Here is a 15,497-nt window from a genome sequence, read left to right as displayed (position 1 = left end):
CTGTGGAAGTTTATACCACCGAAGAACAACAGGTTGAGGTCATCAAGAACTGGTGGAAAGAGAACGGAACCTCGGTGATCGCAGGAACTGTTATCGGTCTGGTTGGACTCTTTGGCTGGCGCTACTACAACGAGCATCAGCAGACCACCCAGGAAGCCGCCTCCCAGGCTTACAACGAGATGAGCGCCCAGCTGGCCAAGGGGGACGCGGCCGGCTTCGAGCAGGCACAAAGCTTCATCAGCGCCCACAAGGGCGACTCCTACGCCGAGCTGGCGGCGCTGCAACTGGCGGCGGCCGCGGTCAAGGCGGACAAGCTGGATCTGGCGGCCGAGCAGCTGACCCAGGTGGCTACCAGCGGTGACGAGAGCATTCGTCCCATCGCTGCCCTGCGTCTGGCCCGGGTGCTGAACGATCAGGGCAAGGCCGACGAAGCGCTGGCCCAGCTTGGCAAGATCAACAACGACGCCTTCAAGGCTCAGGTGGCCGAAGTGCGCGGCGACATCCTGCAAAAGCAGGGCAAGAGCGAAGAGGCTCGCGATGCCTATCAGGCGGCGGCCGATGCCGGCGGTCTGCAGAGCAGCGCCGAGCTCAAGCTGAAGATGGACGATCTGGCGTTGCCAGCGGTGACCACGGGTGAGGCTCCGGATGCGTAATCTGTTCAAGATGGTGGCGTTGGGGGCTGCGGTCTCCTTCGCCCTGCAGGGTTGCTCCCTGTTCAGTTCGGAAGAGGATCTCAACCCCATGGCTCCGCTGCCCAAGGTCGAGTCCGCGTTCACCGCCGATACTGCCTGGTCCTCCTCGGTGGGTGACGGCATCGGTGACTTCTACTCCCAGCTCAAGCCGGTGGTGGAAGAGGAGCGCATCTATGCGGCGGCCCGCGACGGTGATGTCACCGCCTTTGACCGCGAAAGCGGCAAGGAGCTGTGGAGCGTCGATCTGGCGGATCTGCCGATCAACGCCGACAAGCGCAGCGCCCGCCTCTCCGGTGGTCTGGTTTCCCGCTACGGCAAGCTGTTCCTGGGTTCCGAGAACGGGGTGGTCTACGCCCTGAACGAAGAGAACGGGGAAGTGCTGTGGCAGACCACGGTACCGGGTGAAGTGGTGGCGAGCCCCGCCGTCGAGGATGGCCGGGTGGTGGTACTGACCACCTCGGGTCGCCTGGTGGCGCTTGATACCGACGAGGGCAAGCTGCAGTGGACCTTGGCGGAAGAGCAGCCGCCGCTGACCCTGCGCAGCGCCGGAGCCCCCATCATCACCAACGGCGCCGTGCTGTACGGCCGCGCCGATGGCAAGGTGGGCATCGCCCTGCTGAGCAACGGCCAGCCGGTGCGCCAGTCCAAGGTGGCCGACCCGCGCGGCGCCACCGAGCTCGACCGCATGGTGGACGTGGATGCCACGCCGCTCATCGCCGGCGATGAGCTCTATGCCATCGCGTATAATGGCCAGTTGATGGCGCGCAAGCTGATGAGCGGCGACGAAGTGTGGAAGCGCAAGTATTCCGGCTACCGCGACATGGCGGTGACCGGCAATGCCATCGTGCTGACCGACAGCCGCAGCCATCTGTTTGCGGTCGACCGTCGCAACGGTCTCGAGCTGTGGTCCAACACCCAGCTGGAAAACCGCACCGTGACTGCCCCCGTCATCATGGGTGACTATGTGGTGGTCGGCGATGTGGAAGGTTACCTGTATTGGCTGGATCGGACCGACGGGTCCATCAAGGCCATGCAGCAGCTCGATAGCAGTGGTCTGTACGCCGCCCCTCTGGTGGACGGTGACACCCTGTATGTGCAGAGCCGTGGCGGCAAGCTGTACGCTGTCAAGCGTCCCTGATCGCCCGATAATGTGAATATCCGGCTCCTGGTCTTCGGACCCGGAGCCTTTGTCGTCTTGAGAATGAGGCTTTTATGACTCCTGTAGTAGCCCTGGTGGGCCGCCCCAATGTGGGGAAATCCACCCTGTTTAACCGCCTGACCCGTACCCGGGACGCCCTGGTGGCCGACTTCCCCGGTCTGACCCGGGACCGCAAATATGGCCAGGCGAAGCTGGGCGAGCTGGAATTTATCGTGGTGGATACCGGTGGTATCGACGGCACCGAAGAGGGGATCGAGCTGAAGATGGCCGAGCAGTCCCTGCTGGCCATCGAAGAGGCCGATGTGGTGCTGTTCATGGTGGATGCCCGCGCCGGTCTGACCGCGGCGGATCAGGCCATCGCCGAGCACCTGCGCAAGACCCACAAGAAGGTGTTTCTGGTGGCCAACAAGACCGACGGCATCGACGGTGACTCCGCCGTCTCCGAGTTCTACGGTCTGGCCCTGGGCGAGGTCTACCAGATGGCGGCCGCCCACGGTCGCGGCGTATTGAGCCTGCTGGAGCTGGCGCTGGCCCCCCATCTGGAGACCCTGGTCGAAGCCGCCGGCGAAGAAGCCGAGCTGGATGAAGAAGAGGAAGACTTCGACGAAGAGGCCCTGCTGCGCATGGTGGCTGCCGGTGAACTCGACACCAAGGAAGACACCAAGGAGACCCCGTTCGCCGACCTGCCCATCAAGTTCGCCATCGTCGGTCGTCCCAACGTCGGCAAGTCGACCCTGACCAACCGCATGCTGGGTGAAGATCGGGTCATCGTCTATGACATGCCGGGCACCACCCGCGACTCCGTCTACATCCCGATGGAGCGCGACGAGCAGAAGTACGTCATCATCGACACCGCCGGCGTGCGTCGTCGCGGCAAGGTGCACGAGACGGTGGAGAAGTTCTCCGTCATCAAGACCCTCAAGGCGATTGAAGATGCCAACGTCTGCCTGCTGGTGATCGACGCCCAGGAGACCATCACCGATCAGGACTTGAGCATCCTCGGTTTCGTGCTCAACACCGGCCGCTCCGTGGTGCTGGTGGTGAACAAGTGGGACGGTCTGGATCAGAAGGTGAAAGAGGACGTCAAGAACGAGCTCGATCGTCGTCTGGGCTTCATCGACTTCGCCCGCGTGCACTTCATCTCCGCCCTGCACGGCAGCGGCGTCGGCCACCTGTTCGAATCCATCCAGGAGGCCTACCAGTCCGCCACCCGCCGTACCAGCACCGCCATGCTGACCCGCATCATGCAGATGGCCCAGGAAGACCACCAGCCGCCCATGGTGAACGGCCGCCGGGTCAAGCTGAAGTACGCCCATGCCGGTGGCTACAACCCGCCGCGCATCGTGATCCACGGCAACCAGCTCAACGACCTGCCGGACTCCTACAAGCGCTACCTCATCAACTACTTCCGCAAGTCGTTGAAGATCATGGGGACGCCGGTTCGGGTCGAGTTCCAGGAGTCGGTCAACCCGTTCGAGGGCAAGAAGAACACCCTGACCCTGAGCCAGGAGCGCCAGCGCAAGCGCCTGCTCAAGGCCAAAGCCAAGAAATAAGGCCCTGCGGCTGCCCTCACCGGCAGCCGTTTTTCTAGTGGTCTTGAAGGGGAGGGGAATGTGCAGTGGGGCCGCCCAGTGCACATTCACTTTGCAAGGAGCCAACCATGAGTCAACTTGTCTGCCCTGCCTGCCAGGGCGAGCTGGACAGCCGCAGTCGCGAGACCACCTGTGGTCAGTGCCAGGCCCGTTACCAGATCCGGGCGCTCTGCCCGACCTGCCGGCAGGAGCTGGAGCGGCTCAAGGCCTGCGGCGCGGTGGATTACTTCTGCAACCACTGCAACAGCCTGGTGTCGAAGCGGGCAGTGCTCTTCGAGGTGAGCCCGCTGACGGAAAATTGAGGCAATAAAAAACCCGGCGAATGCCGGGTTTATGCTGTGTGCTCTGCTATCAGCAAGGTGAAGGAGCGGTTTCGGCGCCATATCTTGCGTTTGATCTCGTTGAGCTTGAGCTTGCGTCTGGGGCTCCAGCCGCACCTTGTCTTCTTGACCAGTGTCGTTCTTCTGCGAGCTCGCATCTTGGTCTCCTCCCATGGGGTGGCCATCCCGGCCTTGGGTGATGATGGGAGCCTATCTGAAAGTGCTGTCATCCGAGTGCAAGTGGATGAAATAGCGCGATAAAAACAGATTCGGATAGGCTCCGGTGTGGTCGGATGGTAACAGAGAAACCACCCGAAAAACAAACCTGTCAACAGGGATCAGCGCAGGGTGATCTGCTTGACCACCTCGGCGATGACGGTGGGACGTTCGGCACTGGTCGGCTCGCTGCTGTCATCCTCATCCAGCTCTTCGCGGCGATGGGCCTTCTGCTGCTCGTTGTCGAGCCAGAGCAGGCTCTGGTAGTACTGGCGCACGTTGTTGACGTAGTTGCGCGCCTCGCCGCCGCGGGCATAGCCGTAGCGCACCTTGCGATGCCAGCGCGACTGCTGCAGCAGCGGCAGCACCTCTTTTACGTCGCTCCAGGCGTCCGGATTCTTGCCGAGCTCCTTGGTCAGGCGGCGGGCATCCATCATGTGGCCGTAGCCGATGTTGTAGGCGGTGAGGGCAAACCACACCTTCTCGTCATCGGGCACCGAGGCGGGCACCTTCGCCATCATCTGCTCGAGATAACGGGCGCCCCCCTTGATGCTCTCCTCCGGGTGCAGCCGGTTGTTGACCCCCATCGCCTTGGCGGTGGGCTCGGTCAGCATCATCATGCCACGAACCCCTGTGTAGGAGCGGGCCTCCGGATCCCAGTGGGACTCCTGATAGCTGATGGCGGCCAGCAGGCGCCAGTCCACCAGCTTGGCGTGGGTCTTGAACAGATCCTGGTACTTGGGCAGCAGACTCTTGGCCCGCTGCAGGAAGGTGCGGGTGTCGACGAAGTCGAAATTCTGCACGTGGCCGAAGTACTTCTCGTCGAGCTTGGCGATGGCGCCATCCATGAAGCGCTGGCCGAAGAAGTCGATGATGCTGGCGTAGAGGCTGTCGTCCGGCAGCTTGGTCATGGCCCAGGCCACGGTCTGGTTCTTGGCCAAGGTCATCCCCTCGGTGAGTTCGGGGTAGTAGCGCTGGGTACGGGCCAGCACGGTATCCTGCACCACCGTGTAGTCAATCTTGCCGTCGGCCACCTGCTTGAGCAGCTCCTCCACGTCGGCGTCCCGGTTGGTGCTCCACTTGAGATTGGGGTGCTGCTTGGCCAGCTCCTTGAGCAGATCCTCCCCGGTGGAACCGGCAGGCACCACTATGTTGCCCTTGAGATCGCCGATGTCCCTGGGCTTGGGGGAGCCGTTGCGATAAACCAGCTTGGGCGAGACCTGATAGAAGCCGGGGCCGAAGCGAAACAGCTGGCGCCGCTCCGGGGTGATGACGATGGCGGCCGCGGCCAGATCGAGCTTGCCCTTCTTGAGCAGATCCACCAGCTCGGCGGTGGAATAGACCGGCACTATGGTCAGCTTGACCCCCAGCCAGTCGGCATAGCTTTTCGCCAGTTCGTAATCGAACCCCTGGGCGGTGTCGTCACGCTGGTAATAAGAGGTGGGGCCATAGATGGTGCCAACCCGGATCTCGCCCCGCTGGCGGATCTGCTCCAGCTGGCTGGAGGGGGTGTAGAAGTCGCAACCGACCAGGGTCAGCAGCAACATCAGCCCGATAAACAGTCGAAAAATGCAGCGCAAGTAGGTGAGTACCCTTGTTGAAAAAATCGGCATTTGTCAAAAAAGAGGCACCTTTATACCAGAGAGTGTGGACCGAGTCACACTTGGTAAATCAAGAAAAACGTTTGTCCGCCGTCGGCCTGATCCCTATAATACGCGCGTCTCAATTCCCCCCCACTTCAACACTTGGTGAGAAAGGTCATATGGATATCTTGCGTGGTGCCCCCGCACTGTCTGAGTTTCGTGTCCAAAAACTGCTGCAACGCTTCGCGCAGATGAAACAGGAGAGAGGAGTAGAGATAGAGGATGTCTATGCCGAATATGTGCACTTCGCCGAGCTCTCGAGCCCGCTGTCGCCCCCGGAGCGAGCGACCTTGGGCCAGCTCCTGCGCTACGGCCCGACCATCCCCGAACACACCCCCAGCGGTCAGCTGTTTCTCGTTACCCCCCGCCCCGGCACTATCTCCCCCTGGTCTTCCAAAGCAACCGACATCGCCCACAACTGCGGCCTGACCCAGGTCAAGCGGCTCGAGCGCGGCATTGCCTACTACGTGCAGGCCAAGGGTGAGCTGAGCGCTGCCCAGCGCGCCGACGTGGCCGCCGTGCTGCACGACCGCATGATGGAGACGGTGTTTGGCGAGATGAACGAGGCCGCCGCCCTGTTTGCCCATCAGGAGCCGCGCCCCTTCACCCAGGTGGACGTGCTGGCCGGTGGCCGCGCCGCCCTGGCCGAGGCCAACGTGACACTGGGTCTGGCGCTGGCCGACGACGAGATCGATTACCTGGTGGAGAACTTCACCCGGCTAGGTCGCAATCCCAACGACATCGAGCTCTACATGTTTGCCCAGGCAAACTCCGAGCACTGCCGCCACAAGATCTTCAACGCCGACTGGACCATCGACGGTGAGCAGCAGCCCAAGTCGCTGTTCAAGATGATCAAGAACACTTTCGAGCAGACGCCGGATCATGTCCTGTCTGCCTATAAAGACAACGCCGCCGTGATGGAAGGGAGCCAGGGTGGCCGCTTCTTCCCGAGCCCCGCCAACGGCGAATACCAGTACCACCAGGAGCAGGTCGACATCCTGATGAAGGTGGAGACCCACAACCACCCGACCGCCATCTCCCCCTTCCCGGGCGCCGCTACCGGCTCCGGCGGCGAAATCCGCGACGAGGGTGCGACAGGCCGTGGCGCCAAGCCCAAGGCGGGTCTGGTGGGCTTCTCCGTCTCCAACCTGCGCATCCCGGGTTTCGAACAGCCCTGGGAGCAGGATTTCGGCAAGCCGAGCCGCATCGTCAGCGCCTTTGACATCATGCAGGAGGGGCCGCTTGGCGGGGCGGCGTTTAACAACGAGTTCGGCCGTCCTGCCATTCTCGGTTACTTCCGTACCTTCGAAGAGGAGGTGCCGAGCCACAACGGCGTCGAGGTGCGTGGCTACCACAAACCCATCATGCTGGCGGGTGGCATCGGCAACATCCGCAGCGAGCACGTCCAGAAAGGGGAGATCCCGGTGGGGGCTGCCCTCATCGTGCTGGGTGGCCCGGCCATGAACATCGGTCTGGGCGGCGGCGCTGCATCCTCCATGGCCTCCGGTCAGTCGGCCGAGGACCTCGACTTTGCCTCGGTGCAGCGTGACAACCCCGAGATGGAGCGCCGCTGCCAAGAGGTGATCGATCGCTGCTGGCAGCTGGGGGACGACAACCCCATCGTCTTCATTCACGACGTGGGTGCGGGTGGTCTCTCCAACGCCATGCCGGAGCTGGTGAGCGACGGCGATCGCGGCGGTCGCTTCGATTTGCGAGCCATCCCGAACGACGAGCCGGGCATGAGCCCGCTGGAGATCTGGTGCAACGAATCCCAGGAGCGCTACGTACTGGCTGTGGCCAAAGAGAAGCTGCCGCTGTTCAAGGCGTTGTGCGAGCGTGAGCGTGCACCTTATGCCGTCATCGGCAGCGCCACCGAAGAGAAACACCTGACCCTCTCCGACCAGCACTTTGACAATCACCCCATCGATCTGCCGCTGGACGTGCTGCTGGGCAAGACCCCCAAGATGCACCGCGACGTAGCGAGCCTGCCCGCCCAGGGCAAGGCACTGCAACTGGATGGCATCACCCTCGGCGACGCCGCCGAGCGGGTATTGCGTCTGCCGACCGTGGCGGAGAAATCCTTCCTCATCACCATCGGCGATCGCAGCGTGACGGGTCTGGTCAACCGCGACCAGATGGTCGGCCCCTGGCAGATCCCGGTGGCCGACTGCGCCGTCACCGCCGCCACCTACGACAGCTACCACGGTGAAGCCATGTCCATGGGCGAACGCACCCCGGTGGCGCTGCTCTCTCATGCGGCTTCCGCCCGTATGGCGGTGGCCGAGGCCCTGACCAACCTGGCGCCGGCCCACATCGGGTCGCTCAAGCGGGTCAAGCTCTCCGCCAACTGGATGGCCGCAGCCGGTCACCCGGGGGAAGATGCCGGTCTCTACGAGGCGGTCAAGGCGGTGGGCGAGGAGCTATGCCCGGCCCTTGGCATCACCATCCCGGTGGGCAAGGACTCCATGTCCATGAAGACCCGCTGGCAGCAGGATGGCAAGGAGCAAAGCGTCACCTCGCCGCTCTCCCTGCTCATCTCTGCCTTTGCCCGGGTCGAGGACGTGCGCAACACAGTGACCCCGCAACTGCGCAGCGATCTCGGTGAAACCGACCTTATCCTCATCGACCTTGGCAACGGCAAGCAGCGCCTCGGTGCCTCCGCACTGGCCCAGGTCTATCGCCAGCTGGGTGACAAGGCGCCGGATCTGGACAACCCGGTCCAGCTCAAGGGCTTCTTCAACGCCATTCAGGCACTGGTGGCCGATCGCAAGCTGATCGCCTATCACGACCGCTCCGACGGTGGCCTCTTCGTCACCCTGGTGGAGATGGCCTTCGCCGGTCACTGTGGCCTCGACCTGCAACTGGATCGCATCGGCGGCGACCTGCTGCCGGCCCTGTTCAACGAAGAGCTGGGGGCCGTCATCCAGGTACGCCGTGAAGACAAGGAAGCGGTGATGACCCTGCTGGCCGGTCACGGTCTGGCGGCCTGCTCCCACGTGCTCGGCACGGTGCGCGAGGGGGATCTCATCACCCTGCAGCGGGCTGGTCAGGAGGTCTATCGCGCCAGCCGCACTGCCCTGCGTACCATCTGGGGCGAGACCAGCTGGCAGATGCAGCGCCTGCGCGACAACCCCGAGTGCGCGGATCAGGAGCATGCCGCCCGTCAGGACGCAGCCGATCCGGGTCTGCAGGCCAGGCTCAGCTACAACCCGGCCGAGGACGTGGCGGCGCCCTATATCGCCAAAGGTGTCTCCCCCCGTCTGGCGGTGCTGCGCGAGCAGGGGGTCAACTCCCACGTGGAGATGGCGGCAGCGTTTGACCGCGCCGGCTTCACCGCCGTCGACGTCCATATGAGCGACATCCTCAGTGGCCGCATCAAGCTGGAGCAGTTCCAGACCCTGGTGGCCTGTGGCGGCTTCTCCTACGGCGACGTGCTGGGGGCGGGCGAGGGCTGGGCCAAGTCCATCCTGTTCAACGAGGGCGCCCGCGAGCAGTTCCAGCGCTTCTTCGAGCGCGGCGATACCCTGTCGCTCGGTGTCTGCAACGGCTGCCAGATGATGTCCAACCTGCGCGAGCTGATCCCGGGCGCCGATCTGTGGCCGCGTTTCGTGCGCAACCGCTCCGAGCGCTTCGAGGCCCGCTTCAGCCTGGTGGAAGTACAGGAGTCCCCGTCCGCATTCTTCGCTGGCATGGCGGGCTCCATGATGCCCATCGCCGTCTCCCACGGGGAAGGGCGAGTGGAGGTGCGCGATGCCGCCCACCTGGCGGCGCTGCAAGCCAGCGGTCTGGTGGGGCTGCGTTTCGTGGACAACCGCGGTCAGGTGACCGAGCAGTATCCTGCCAACCCGAACGGCTCGCCGAACGGTATCACCGCCGTGACCACCACGGATGGCCGCGCCACCATCATGATGCCGCACCCGGAGCGGGTGTTCCGCACCGTGGCCAACTCCTGGCACCCGGACAACTGGGGAGAGGATGGCGCCTGGATGCGGATGTTCCGCAACGCCCGGGTTCGTCTGGGCTAAGCCTGCGACGCAAACAAAAACCGGCCCTTGTGGCCGGTTTTTTTTATGGCGACCTTCCCGCTAGGGGCGGCCGTGACCCAGTTCGTGGGGGATGAAGTCACCGCGATCGAGAATGCGCAGGCAGGCATCCACGACGGCTTCATCCAGTCGGGTGCCGCGCAGCTGGATGATATGGGCCCTGGCCTGGGGAATGCCGAGGGCGGCGCGGTAGGGGCGATCGGAGGACATGGACTCCACTATGTCGGCCACCGTGAGGATGCGGGCCTCCAGCAGGATCTGCTCGCCCTTGAGCCCGGCCGGGTAGCCGGAGCCATCGATGTACTCGTGGTGCTGGTGGATCATCTGGGCGATGGGCCAGGGCAGGGCGATATCCTTGAGCACCTGATAGCCGGCGCCCGGGTGCTCCTTGACCAGGTTGAACTCCTGGGGCGTGAGCCGCCCCGGCTTGGTGAGGATGTCGACCGGCACCTGGATCTTGCCGATGTCGTGCACCATGGCCCCCAGATAGAGTCCCCGCAACCGCTTCTCATCGAGCTGCAGCTCGCGACCTATGGCCAGCGCCAGGGTGGCGACGTGCTTCTGGTGGCCGGCGGTATAGGGATCGCGCTGCTCCAGCACGGCGGCAATGGCACCGAGGGCATCTTCCAGCGCCAGCTCCAGCTGACGGGCATGCAGCATCTTGTCGCGCTGGGCGGTGAGGTAGGCCTGCTGGGTGCTGCGGGCCTGCAGGCCATAGGCAAGGTAGTCCGCCAGCTGGCTGAAGAGGTGCACCTCCTCGTCGGTGAAGGGGCGGGCCTGCTCGCTGTGAATGAGCAGGCCGCCGTGCCCGCCGGTGTGCCACTGCAGCGGCAGCAGCAGGCGGGCGCGCAGGGTGGCCGAATGATGTACCAGCTCGCAGGGGAGCGCCTCGTTGCACGGCATCTCTGTGCTGATGGCCTGGTGCAGGGCGGGATCCCGGGTCAGCCACTCGTCGCTGGCAAACCAGGTTGCGTTGCCCGCCTGCGCCAGCACCTGCAGGGTGTGCTGGTCAGGTTTTTCCTGCAGCACGGTCACGAGGGGGAAACGGCCATCGAAGGTGATGGCGTCGCAGATCTCCTGCAGCAGCGTCTGCTCGTCGTCCGGCCTGAGCATGGCGTGATGGGCGCGGCCGATAGCCTCCAGGGTCCAGGTGTACTGTTGCAGCCGCTCCTGCTGCTGCTTCTTCTCGGTGATGTCATCGAAGAAGACCCCGACGCCGACCACCTGACCCAGCTCGTCGTGCAGGGGAAACTTGGTGGTGCTGAGCCAGCGGGCCTCGCCTCCCTTGAGATAAGGCTCCTCGTGGCGCTGGGTGGTGCCGCTGGCCATGACCCTGAGATCGTCGTCCCGATAGCGCTGGGCCAGCTCGGCCGGGAAGAAGTCGGCATCGCACTTGCCGACCAGTTCGGCCGGGTTGAGAGCGAGATCGTCTGCCAGCAGCCGGTTGCAGGCGATGAAGAGGGAGCGGGTATCCTTGAGCAGCACCCGGTAGGGCAGCTGATCCATCACCTGACCAAGCAGGGCGGCCGTGGACAGCGGGGTAAAGGGCGGTGCGGGTCTTGAACTCATCGTCATCCAGCCTCGGTCAAAGGGGGGCGAAGCGGTAGCCCGCCTGCCAGACGGCGAAGCAGGCGCTGACCACCTGTTCGTCGTAGTGGACACCGGCATAGCGGGTCAGCTCGGCGAAGGCATCGGTGAAGGAGAGGGCCCGCCGAAACGGACGGTGGGCGGTCATGGCCGCCAAGGAGTCGGCCACCCGGATGATGCGCGCCTCCAGGCAGATAGCATCCCCCTGCAATCCCTGCGGATAGCCACTGCCGTCCATGTTCTCATGGTGCTGCTGCACTATGGTGGCGATGGGCCAGGGGAAGTCTATCTGCTGCAAAATTTCACAGCCCGCCTGCGGGTGCAGCTTGATGAGCTCGAACTCCACCTCCCGCAATTCGCGGGGGCGGGTGAGGATCTCCGCCGGGATCTGCAGCAGGCCGATGTTGTGCACCATGGCGGCGAGGCCCAGTCCATCCAGCCGCTCTTGCGCGAGTTGCAGATGCTGGCCGATGGCCAGCGCCAGATCGTGCACGCGCCGTTCGTGGCCCGCGGTGCTGGGATCCTTGTGGGCGATGGCGGAGGAGAGCGCCGCTATGGTCTGGAACAGCAGGGTGCGCTGCTGCTGCTCACTCTCCTTGATATGGGTGATGTCGACCAGCGCACCTATGATGCCGGCCACCTCGCCCTGATGGTCGTAGAAGAGATCCTTGAAGTTGAGCACCTGATAGCGGCGGCCCTCCCGGTCAAACAGGGTGTGCTCGAAATATTGCGGCTGCCTGCTGCGCAGCACTTCCAGGTCGCGCTGGGTGTATTCGTCGGCCATCTCGGGGGGGAGGAGCTCGTCCACCCGCTTGCCCTGCAGCTCGACCTTGCTGATGCCGGTGATCTGGGTGAAGGTCGGGTTGCAGCTGATGAAACGCCCCTCGACATCCTTGTAAAACACCGGAATGGGAATTGCCTTGAGCAGGGATTCGTTGAAGCGCTGCATGTCGACCAGCTCCGCCTGCTGGCGCAGCGCCAGCTGCTCGCTGTCCCGGCACAGCTGGATGGCGCGGGCCAGGTTGCCGAGGATGGGGCTGAACAGGTGACAGAGCCGCTCCCCCTGCTGCTCCGCATTGGGGGAGAGCAGCAGCATCAGGTAACCCCCCTCGATCCGCAGCCGGTAGGCAAAGGGGTAGGGGCGTGCAGCGGGCAGCGGCAGCGGGGCGCGCAGGATGCACTGCTCGCCGGCGCCGACCCAGTGGGGCAGCGCGAGCGGCTCCCCCTGATGGCGGACCAGCTGCTCATCCCCGATCGCCTTGATGATCTTGTACTCCCCCTGCGGCAACTGCTGCAGCACCAGCCCGACCGGGCAGGCACAGTGAAACAGAAAACGCTGCAGCACCTTGGTCAACAGGGTGTCCAGAGTGACCTCGCGACCGATGCAGAGAGCAAGATCGCAGACGATGGCCATGGCGTGGTCGTTGTTCATCGTCGTCCCTCCCCGTTGCAGAGAATGGCGCCGTTGTGAAACAGCGGATACTCCCCCGGCCGCAGGCTGCCAATCTCGCCAAGGGAGAGGGCGCCCACCAGCTCGTGGGCACCGCTGTGGCTGAAGAGGGTTTTCAGCTCCAGCGTGCTCTGCTCGCCGAAGTGCTGCTGACGGCCGGCGCAGTAGTAGATCTCGAGGCGCTCGGGGGCGCCGTGCCGGCTCAGCTTTTCGGCCAGCTCGATGGCGTGGGCGGTCGGGCTCTGCGGCGCCTTGAGCAGGGTGAGGATGCTGTGATCCGGCACCTCCCCGACGCAGAGCAGGGCCCCCTCGTCGGTGACGGCGACCGGGATGCGCACGATGACGTCGCCGTTGGCCCGCAGCAGCCCGAGCGGCAGGTGGACGCCGTACTGGTAGAACTGATCCGGCGTCAAGCGCTGCTGGAACTGTTGCTGGACCAGGGACTGGTAGCGACTGAAGGCCGGCTCCCAGTCGATGAAGGCAATCTTGTTGCCCTCGCTGCTGGTGGCCAGCATGGGCTGGGCGGTGAGCTGATAGCCGTGCTCGAGCAGCGGGTAGCTGTGGTGGGGCAGCAGGGTGCAGCAGACTGCCTGCGCCAGCAATCTGTGGTTGTCGAACAGGCAGGGCATGGGGCGGAACTGGCCACTGCCGGCATTGACGCCGGCATAATTGACCCTGTCCGCGAGGTGCAGATAGATCCCCTCGAGGAGGGAGGCGATGTTGGGGATCATGGCATCAAAGGTCAGAAAGAGGGTCGGTACGCCCGCGGCCTCTGGCCACTGCGCAAGCTGGGGGAGCAGCGCATCGCAAAGGGTGCTGACTTGCAGGTCTGTGCAGGCGGCGGGATCGAGCGGGATGAGCAGGGGGGCGTGTGAGGCCGGGCGCGGCAGCAGCCAGGCACCGTGCTCATGAAAGCCGTGGCGGCTGATGAGGCGGGGAAAGAGTGCGCCGCTGAGCTGAATATCGAGCCGCCGGCACTGCTGCTGCAGCTCGGCCACGTGCCCGGCATCCTGCTCGGCCAGCAAGAGATCGAGCCGCTCCCCGCGATAGGGCTGCAGTGCATCGGCCAGTGGTTGCGCATCGAATGAAAGAAAAGCGGGCTGCATCATCCCTCGGAACTCCTTTCCTGCCAATGGCCAATATATCAGCAAGGCGGGCGAAGTGGATACCCGGTCGTGTCCGACAAGAGCTTATAAGCCGTTATAAAGGCAGATAAATTTGAGATGGCTGGTCAGGCATCCAGCTTTGGGCAGATAAAAAACCGGCCACCTGGGCCGGTTTTTTGGGGGAGTGAAATCAGCGCAGCACCACGTTCTGGAAGCCCTGTACCAGGCTGATGACCGGCTGGGGATAGAGACCCAGTGCCACCACCAGTGCGGCGGAGAGCAGCACCACCAGACCACCGGAGGTGATGGCCCAGTCCCCCTTGGCGTCGCGCAGCTGCATGCCGGGCTCGCGCAGGTAGAGGGTGACCATGACCCGCAGGTAGTAATAGAGACCCAGGGCACTGCCGAGCACGATGGCGCCGGAGAGCCACCACAGCTTGGCATCGACGGTCACCCCGATCAGGTAGAACTTGCCGATGAAGCCGAGCGTCATGGGGATACCGGCCAGCGAGAGCATCATCACGGTCAGCACGGCGGTCAGGTAGGGACGACGCCAGAACAGGCCGCGGTAGCTGTGCAGGGAGTCCGCATCCTTGCCGCGATAGGGGCTGGACATCATGCTGATGACGCCGAAGGCCCCCAGGCTGGTGAACAGATACATCAGCAGATAGACGCCGGCCGCTTCCACCGGCATCTGGCCGAGACGGCTCGCCACGATCACCGCCAGCAGGTAGCCGAAGTGGGAGATGGAGGAGTAACCCATCATCCGCTTGATGTTGGTCTGCAGCAGGGCCAGCAGGTTGCCGATGACGATGGAGACCACCGCCATGGCGGCCAGCAGCCAGTGGATCATGGGATCCGCGGCAGCGGGCACCGCCAGGTAGAAGCGCAGCAGCACGCAGAACACTGCGATCTTGCTGACGGTGGCGAGGAAGGTGGCCACCGGGGCCGGCGCCCCTTCGTACACGTCCGGAGTCCAGAGGTGGAACGGCGCCAGGGATAGCTTGAAGGCAAAGCCGACCAGCATCAGACCCAGACCGCCCATCAGCAGCGGGTGGTGGGCCGGGGTGGTGGCCAGGGTCAGCCCCAGATCGCTGAAGCTCAGGCTCCCTGCCTGGGCATAGAGCAGTGCCATGCCGAACAGCAGGAAGGCGGTGGCGGCGGCGGAGAGCACCATGTACTTGATGCTGGCCTCCAGCGAGTGGCGCTCACGATAGGCGTAGCCCACCAGACCGAACATCGGCAGGGTCAGCATCTCGATCCCGATGAACAGGGAGGCGAGGTGACGGGAGCCGGCCAGCACCAGGCCACCGGCGGTGGCGATCAGCAGCAGCAGGTAGAACTCTTCCCGGTTGTCCGGATAGCCCTTGAGCCAGGAGCGGCCAAAGGTACAGGTCGCCAGGGCGCCGATGAGCACCAGCCCCATGTAAAAGACGGCGTAGCCATCGATCTGCAGCAGCGGGGTGACCCCCTGATCTCCTTGCGCCATCACGATGGGCAGGGAGAAGAGCGCCAGGTTGAGACCGGCGATGGTGACCACGAAGGCGGTGTCATCGCACCGTTTCCAGGCGATGGCCAGCATCAGGGCCACCATGGCCCCGGTTGTCAGCAACAGGGGCAGCAGGGCCAGCAGTTGCGAAGCGGTGAAGGTCATTGCAGTGCTCCTGTAAGGGACAAGGAAGGCAACAG

11 protein-coding genes are annotated in these 15,497 nt (G+C 64.1%); 6 read left to right on the top strand and 5 right to left on the bottom strand.

Annotated elements, in window-relative coordinates; all coding sequences use genetic code 11:
* Positions 1 to 2 precede the first annotated feature (2 nt).
* The 5 genes from G5134_RS07835 (at position 3) to G5134_RS07815 (ending at position 4,024) form a co-directional block, all read left to right on the top strand.
* Positions 3 to 653: a YfgM family protein gene (locus G5134_RS07835; protein WP_010634289.1), complete on the top strand. Its 651-nt coding sequence runs from the start codon at positions 3 to 5 to the stop codon at positions 651 to 653.
* The gene (bamB, locus tag G5134_RS07830; protein WP_010634288.1) at positions 646 to 1,830 is read left to right on the top strand and encodes an outer membrane protein assembly factor BamB; all 1,185 of its coding nucleotides are present in this window, start codon (positions 646 to 648) and stop codon (positions 1,828 to 1,830) included. Before G5134_RS07835 ends, bamB begins: the two co-directional genes overlap by 8 nt.
* Positions 1,831 to 1,904: 74 nt before the next feature.
* Entirely contained in the window at positions 1,905 to 3,404 is a 1,500-nt protein-coding gene (gene der / locus G5134_RS07825) for a ribosome biogenesis GTPase Der (protein WP_005299803.1), read from the top strand.
* Between the two features lie 107 nt (positions 3,405 to 3,511).
* Positions 3,512 to 3,745, top strand: coding sequence for a zinc ribbon domain-containing protein (locus G5134_RS07820; RefSeq protein ID WP_010634287.1), 234 nt, complete (start codon positions 3,512 to 3,514; stop codon positions 3,743 to 3,745).
* Between the two features lie 90 nt (positions 3,746 to 3,835).
* Positions 3,836 to 4,024 carry a hypothetical protein gene (locus tag G5134_RS07815; protein WP_017780036.1) on the top strand — a complete coding sequence of 63 codons (189 nt, stop codon included), beginning with the start codon at positions 3,836 to 3,838 and terminating at the stop codon, positions 4,022 to 4,024.
* 77 nt (positions 4,025 to 4,101) lie between these two features.
* Here the strand turns inward: G5134_RS07815 and mltF are convergent, their stop codons facing one another.
* Positions 4,102 to 5,592 carry a membrane-bound lytic murein transglycosylase MltF gene (gene mltF, locus G5134_RS07810; RefSeq protein ID WP_065018560.1) on the bottom strand — a complete coding sequence of 497 codons (1,491 nt, stop codon included), beginning with the start codon at positions 5,590 to 5,592 and terminating at the stop codon, positions 4,102 to 4,104.
* Positions 5,593 to 5,741: 149 nt separating this feature from the next.
* Here mltF and purL point away from each other — a divergent pair, with 149 nt between their 5' ends.
* On the top strand, positions 5,742 to 9,647 hold the full coding sequence (purL, locus tag G5134_RS07805; protein WP_065018559.1) for a phosphoribosylformylglycinamidine synthase: 3,906 nt from the start codon (positions 5,742 to 5,744) through the stop codon (positions 9,645 to 9,647).
* A gap of 60 nt (positions 9,648 to 9,707) precedes the next feature.
* Here the strand turns inward: purL and G5134_RS07800 are convergent, their stop codons facing one another.
* From G5134_RS07800 to nuoN, 4 genes are all read right to left on the bottom strand, one after another.
* Complete coding sequence (locus G5134_RS07800; RefSeq protein ID WP_421231940.1) at positions 9,708 to 11,234, bottom strand: HD domain-containing phosphohydrolase; 1,527 nt, start codon at positions 11,232 to 11,234, stop codon at positions 9,708 to 9,710.
* A gap of 16 nt (positions 11,235 to 11,250) precedes the next feature.
* Positions 11,251 to 12,684: an HD domain-containing phosphohydrolase gene (locus tag G5134_RS07795; RefSeq protein WP_065018557.1), complete on the bottom strand. Its 1,434-nt coding sequence runs from the start codon at positions 12,682 to 12,684 to the stop codon at positions 11,251 to 11,253.
* The gene (locus G5134_RS07790; protein ID WP_024941382.1) at positions 12,681 to 13,811 is read right to left on the bottom strand and encodes an FIST signal transduction protein; all 1,131 of its coding nucleotides are present in this window, start codon (positions 13,809 to 13,811) and stop codon (positions 12,681 to 12,683) included. Before G5134_RS07790 ends, G5134_RS07795 begins: the two co-directional genes overlap by 4 nt.
* A 187-nt stretch (positions 13,812 to 13,998) precedes the next feature.
* Positions 13,999 to 15,462, bottom strand: coding sequence for an NADH-quinone oxidoreductase subunit NuoN (gene nuoN, locus G5134_RS07785; protein ID WP_010634280.1), 1,464 nt, complete (start codon positions 15,460 to 15,462; stop codon positions 13,999 to 14,001).
* Positions 15,463 to 15,497 lie beyond the last annotated feature (35 nt).

The organism is Aeromonas sp. 600276 (assembly GCF_049175815.1).
Classification (GTDB): Bacteria; Pseudomonadota; Gammaproteobacteria; order Enterobacterales; family Aeromonadaceae; genus Aeromonas; species Aeromonas dhakensis.
This window is presented reverse-complemented; position numbering and strand designations above follow the sequence as displayed.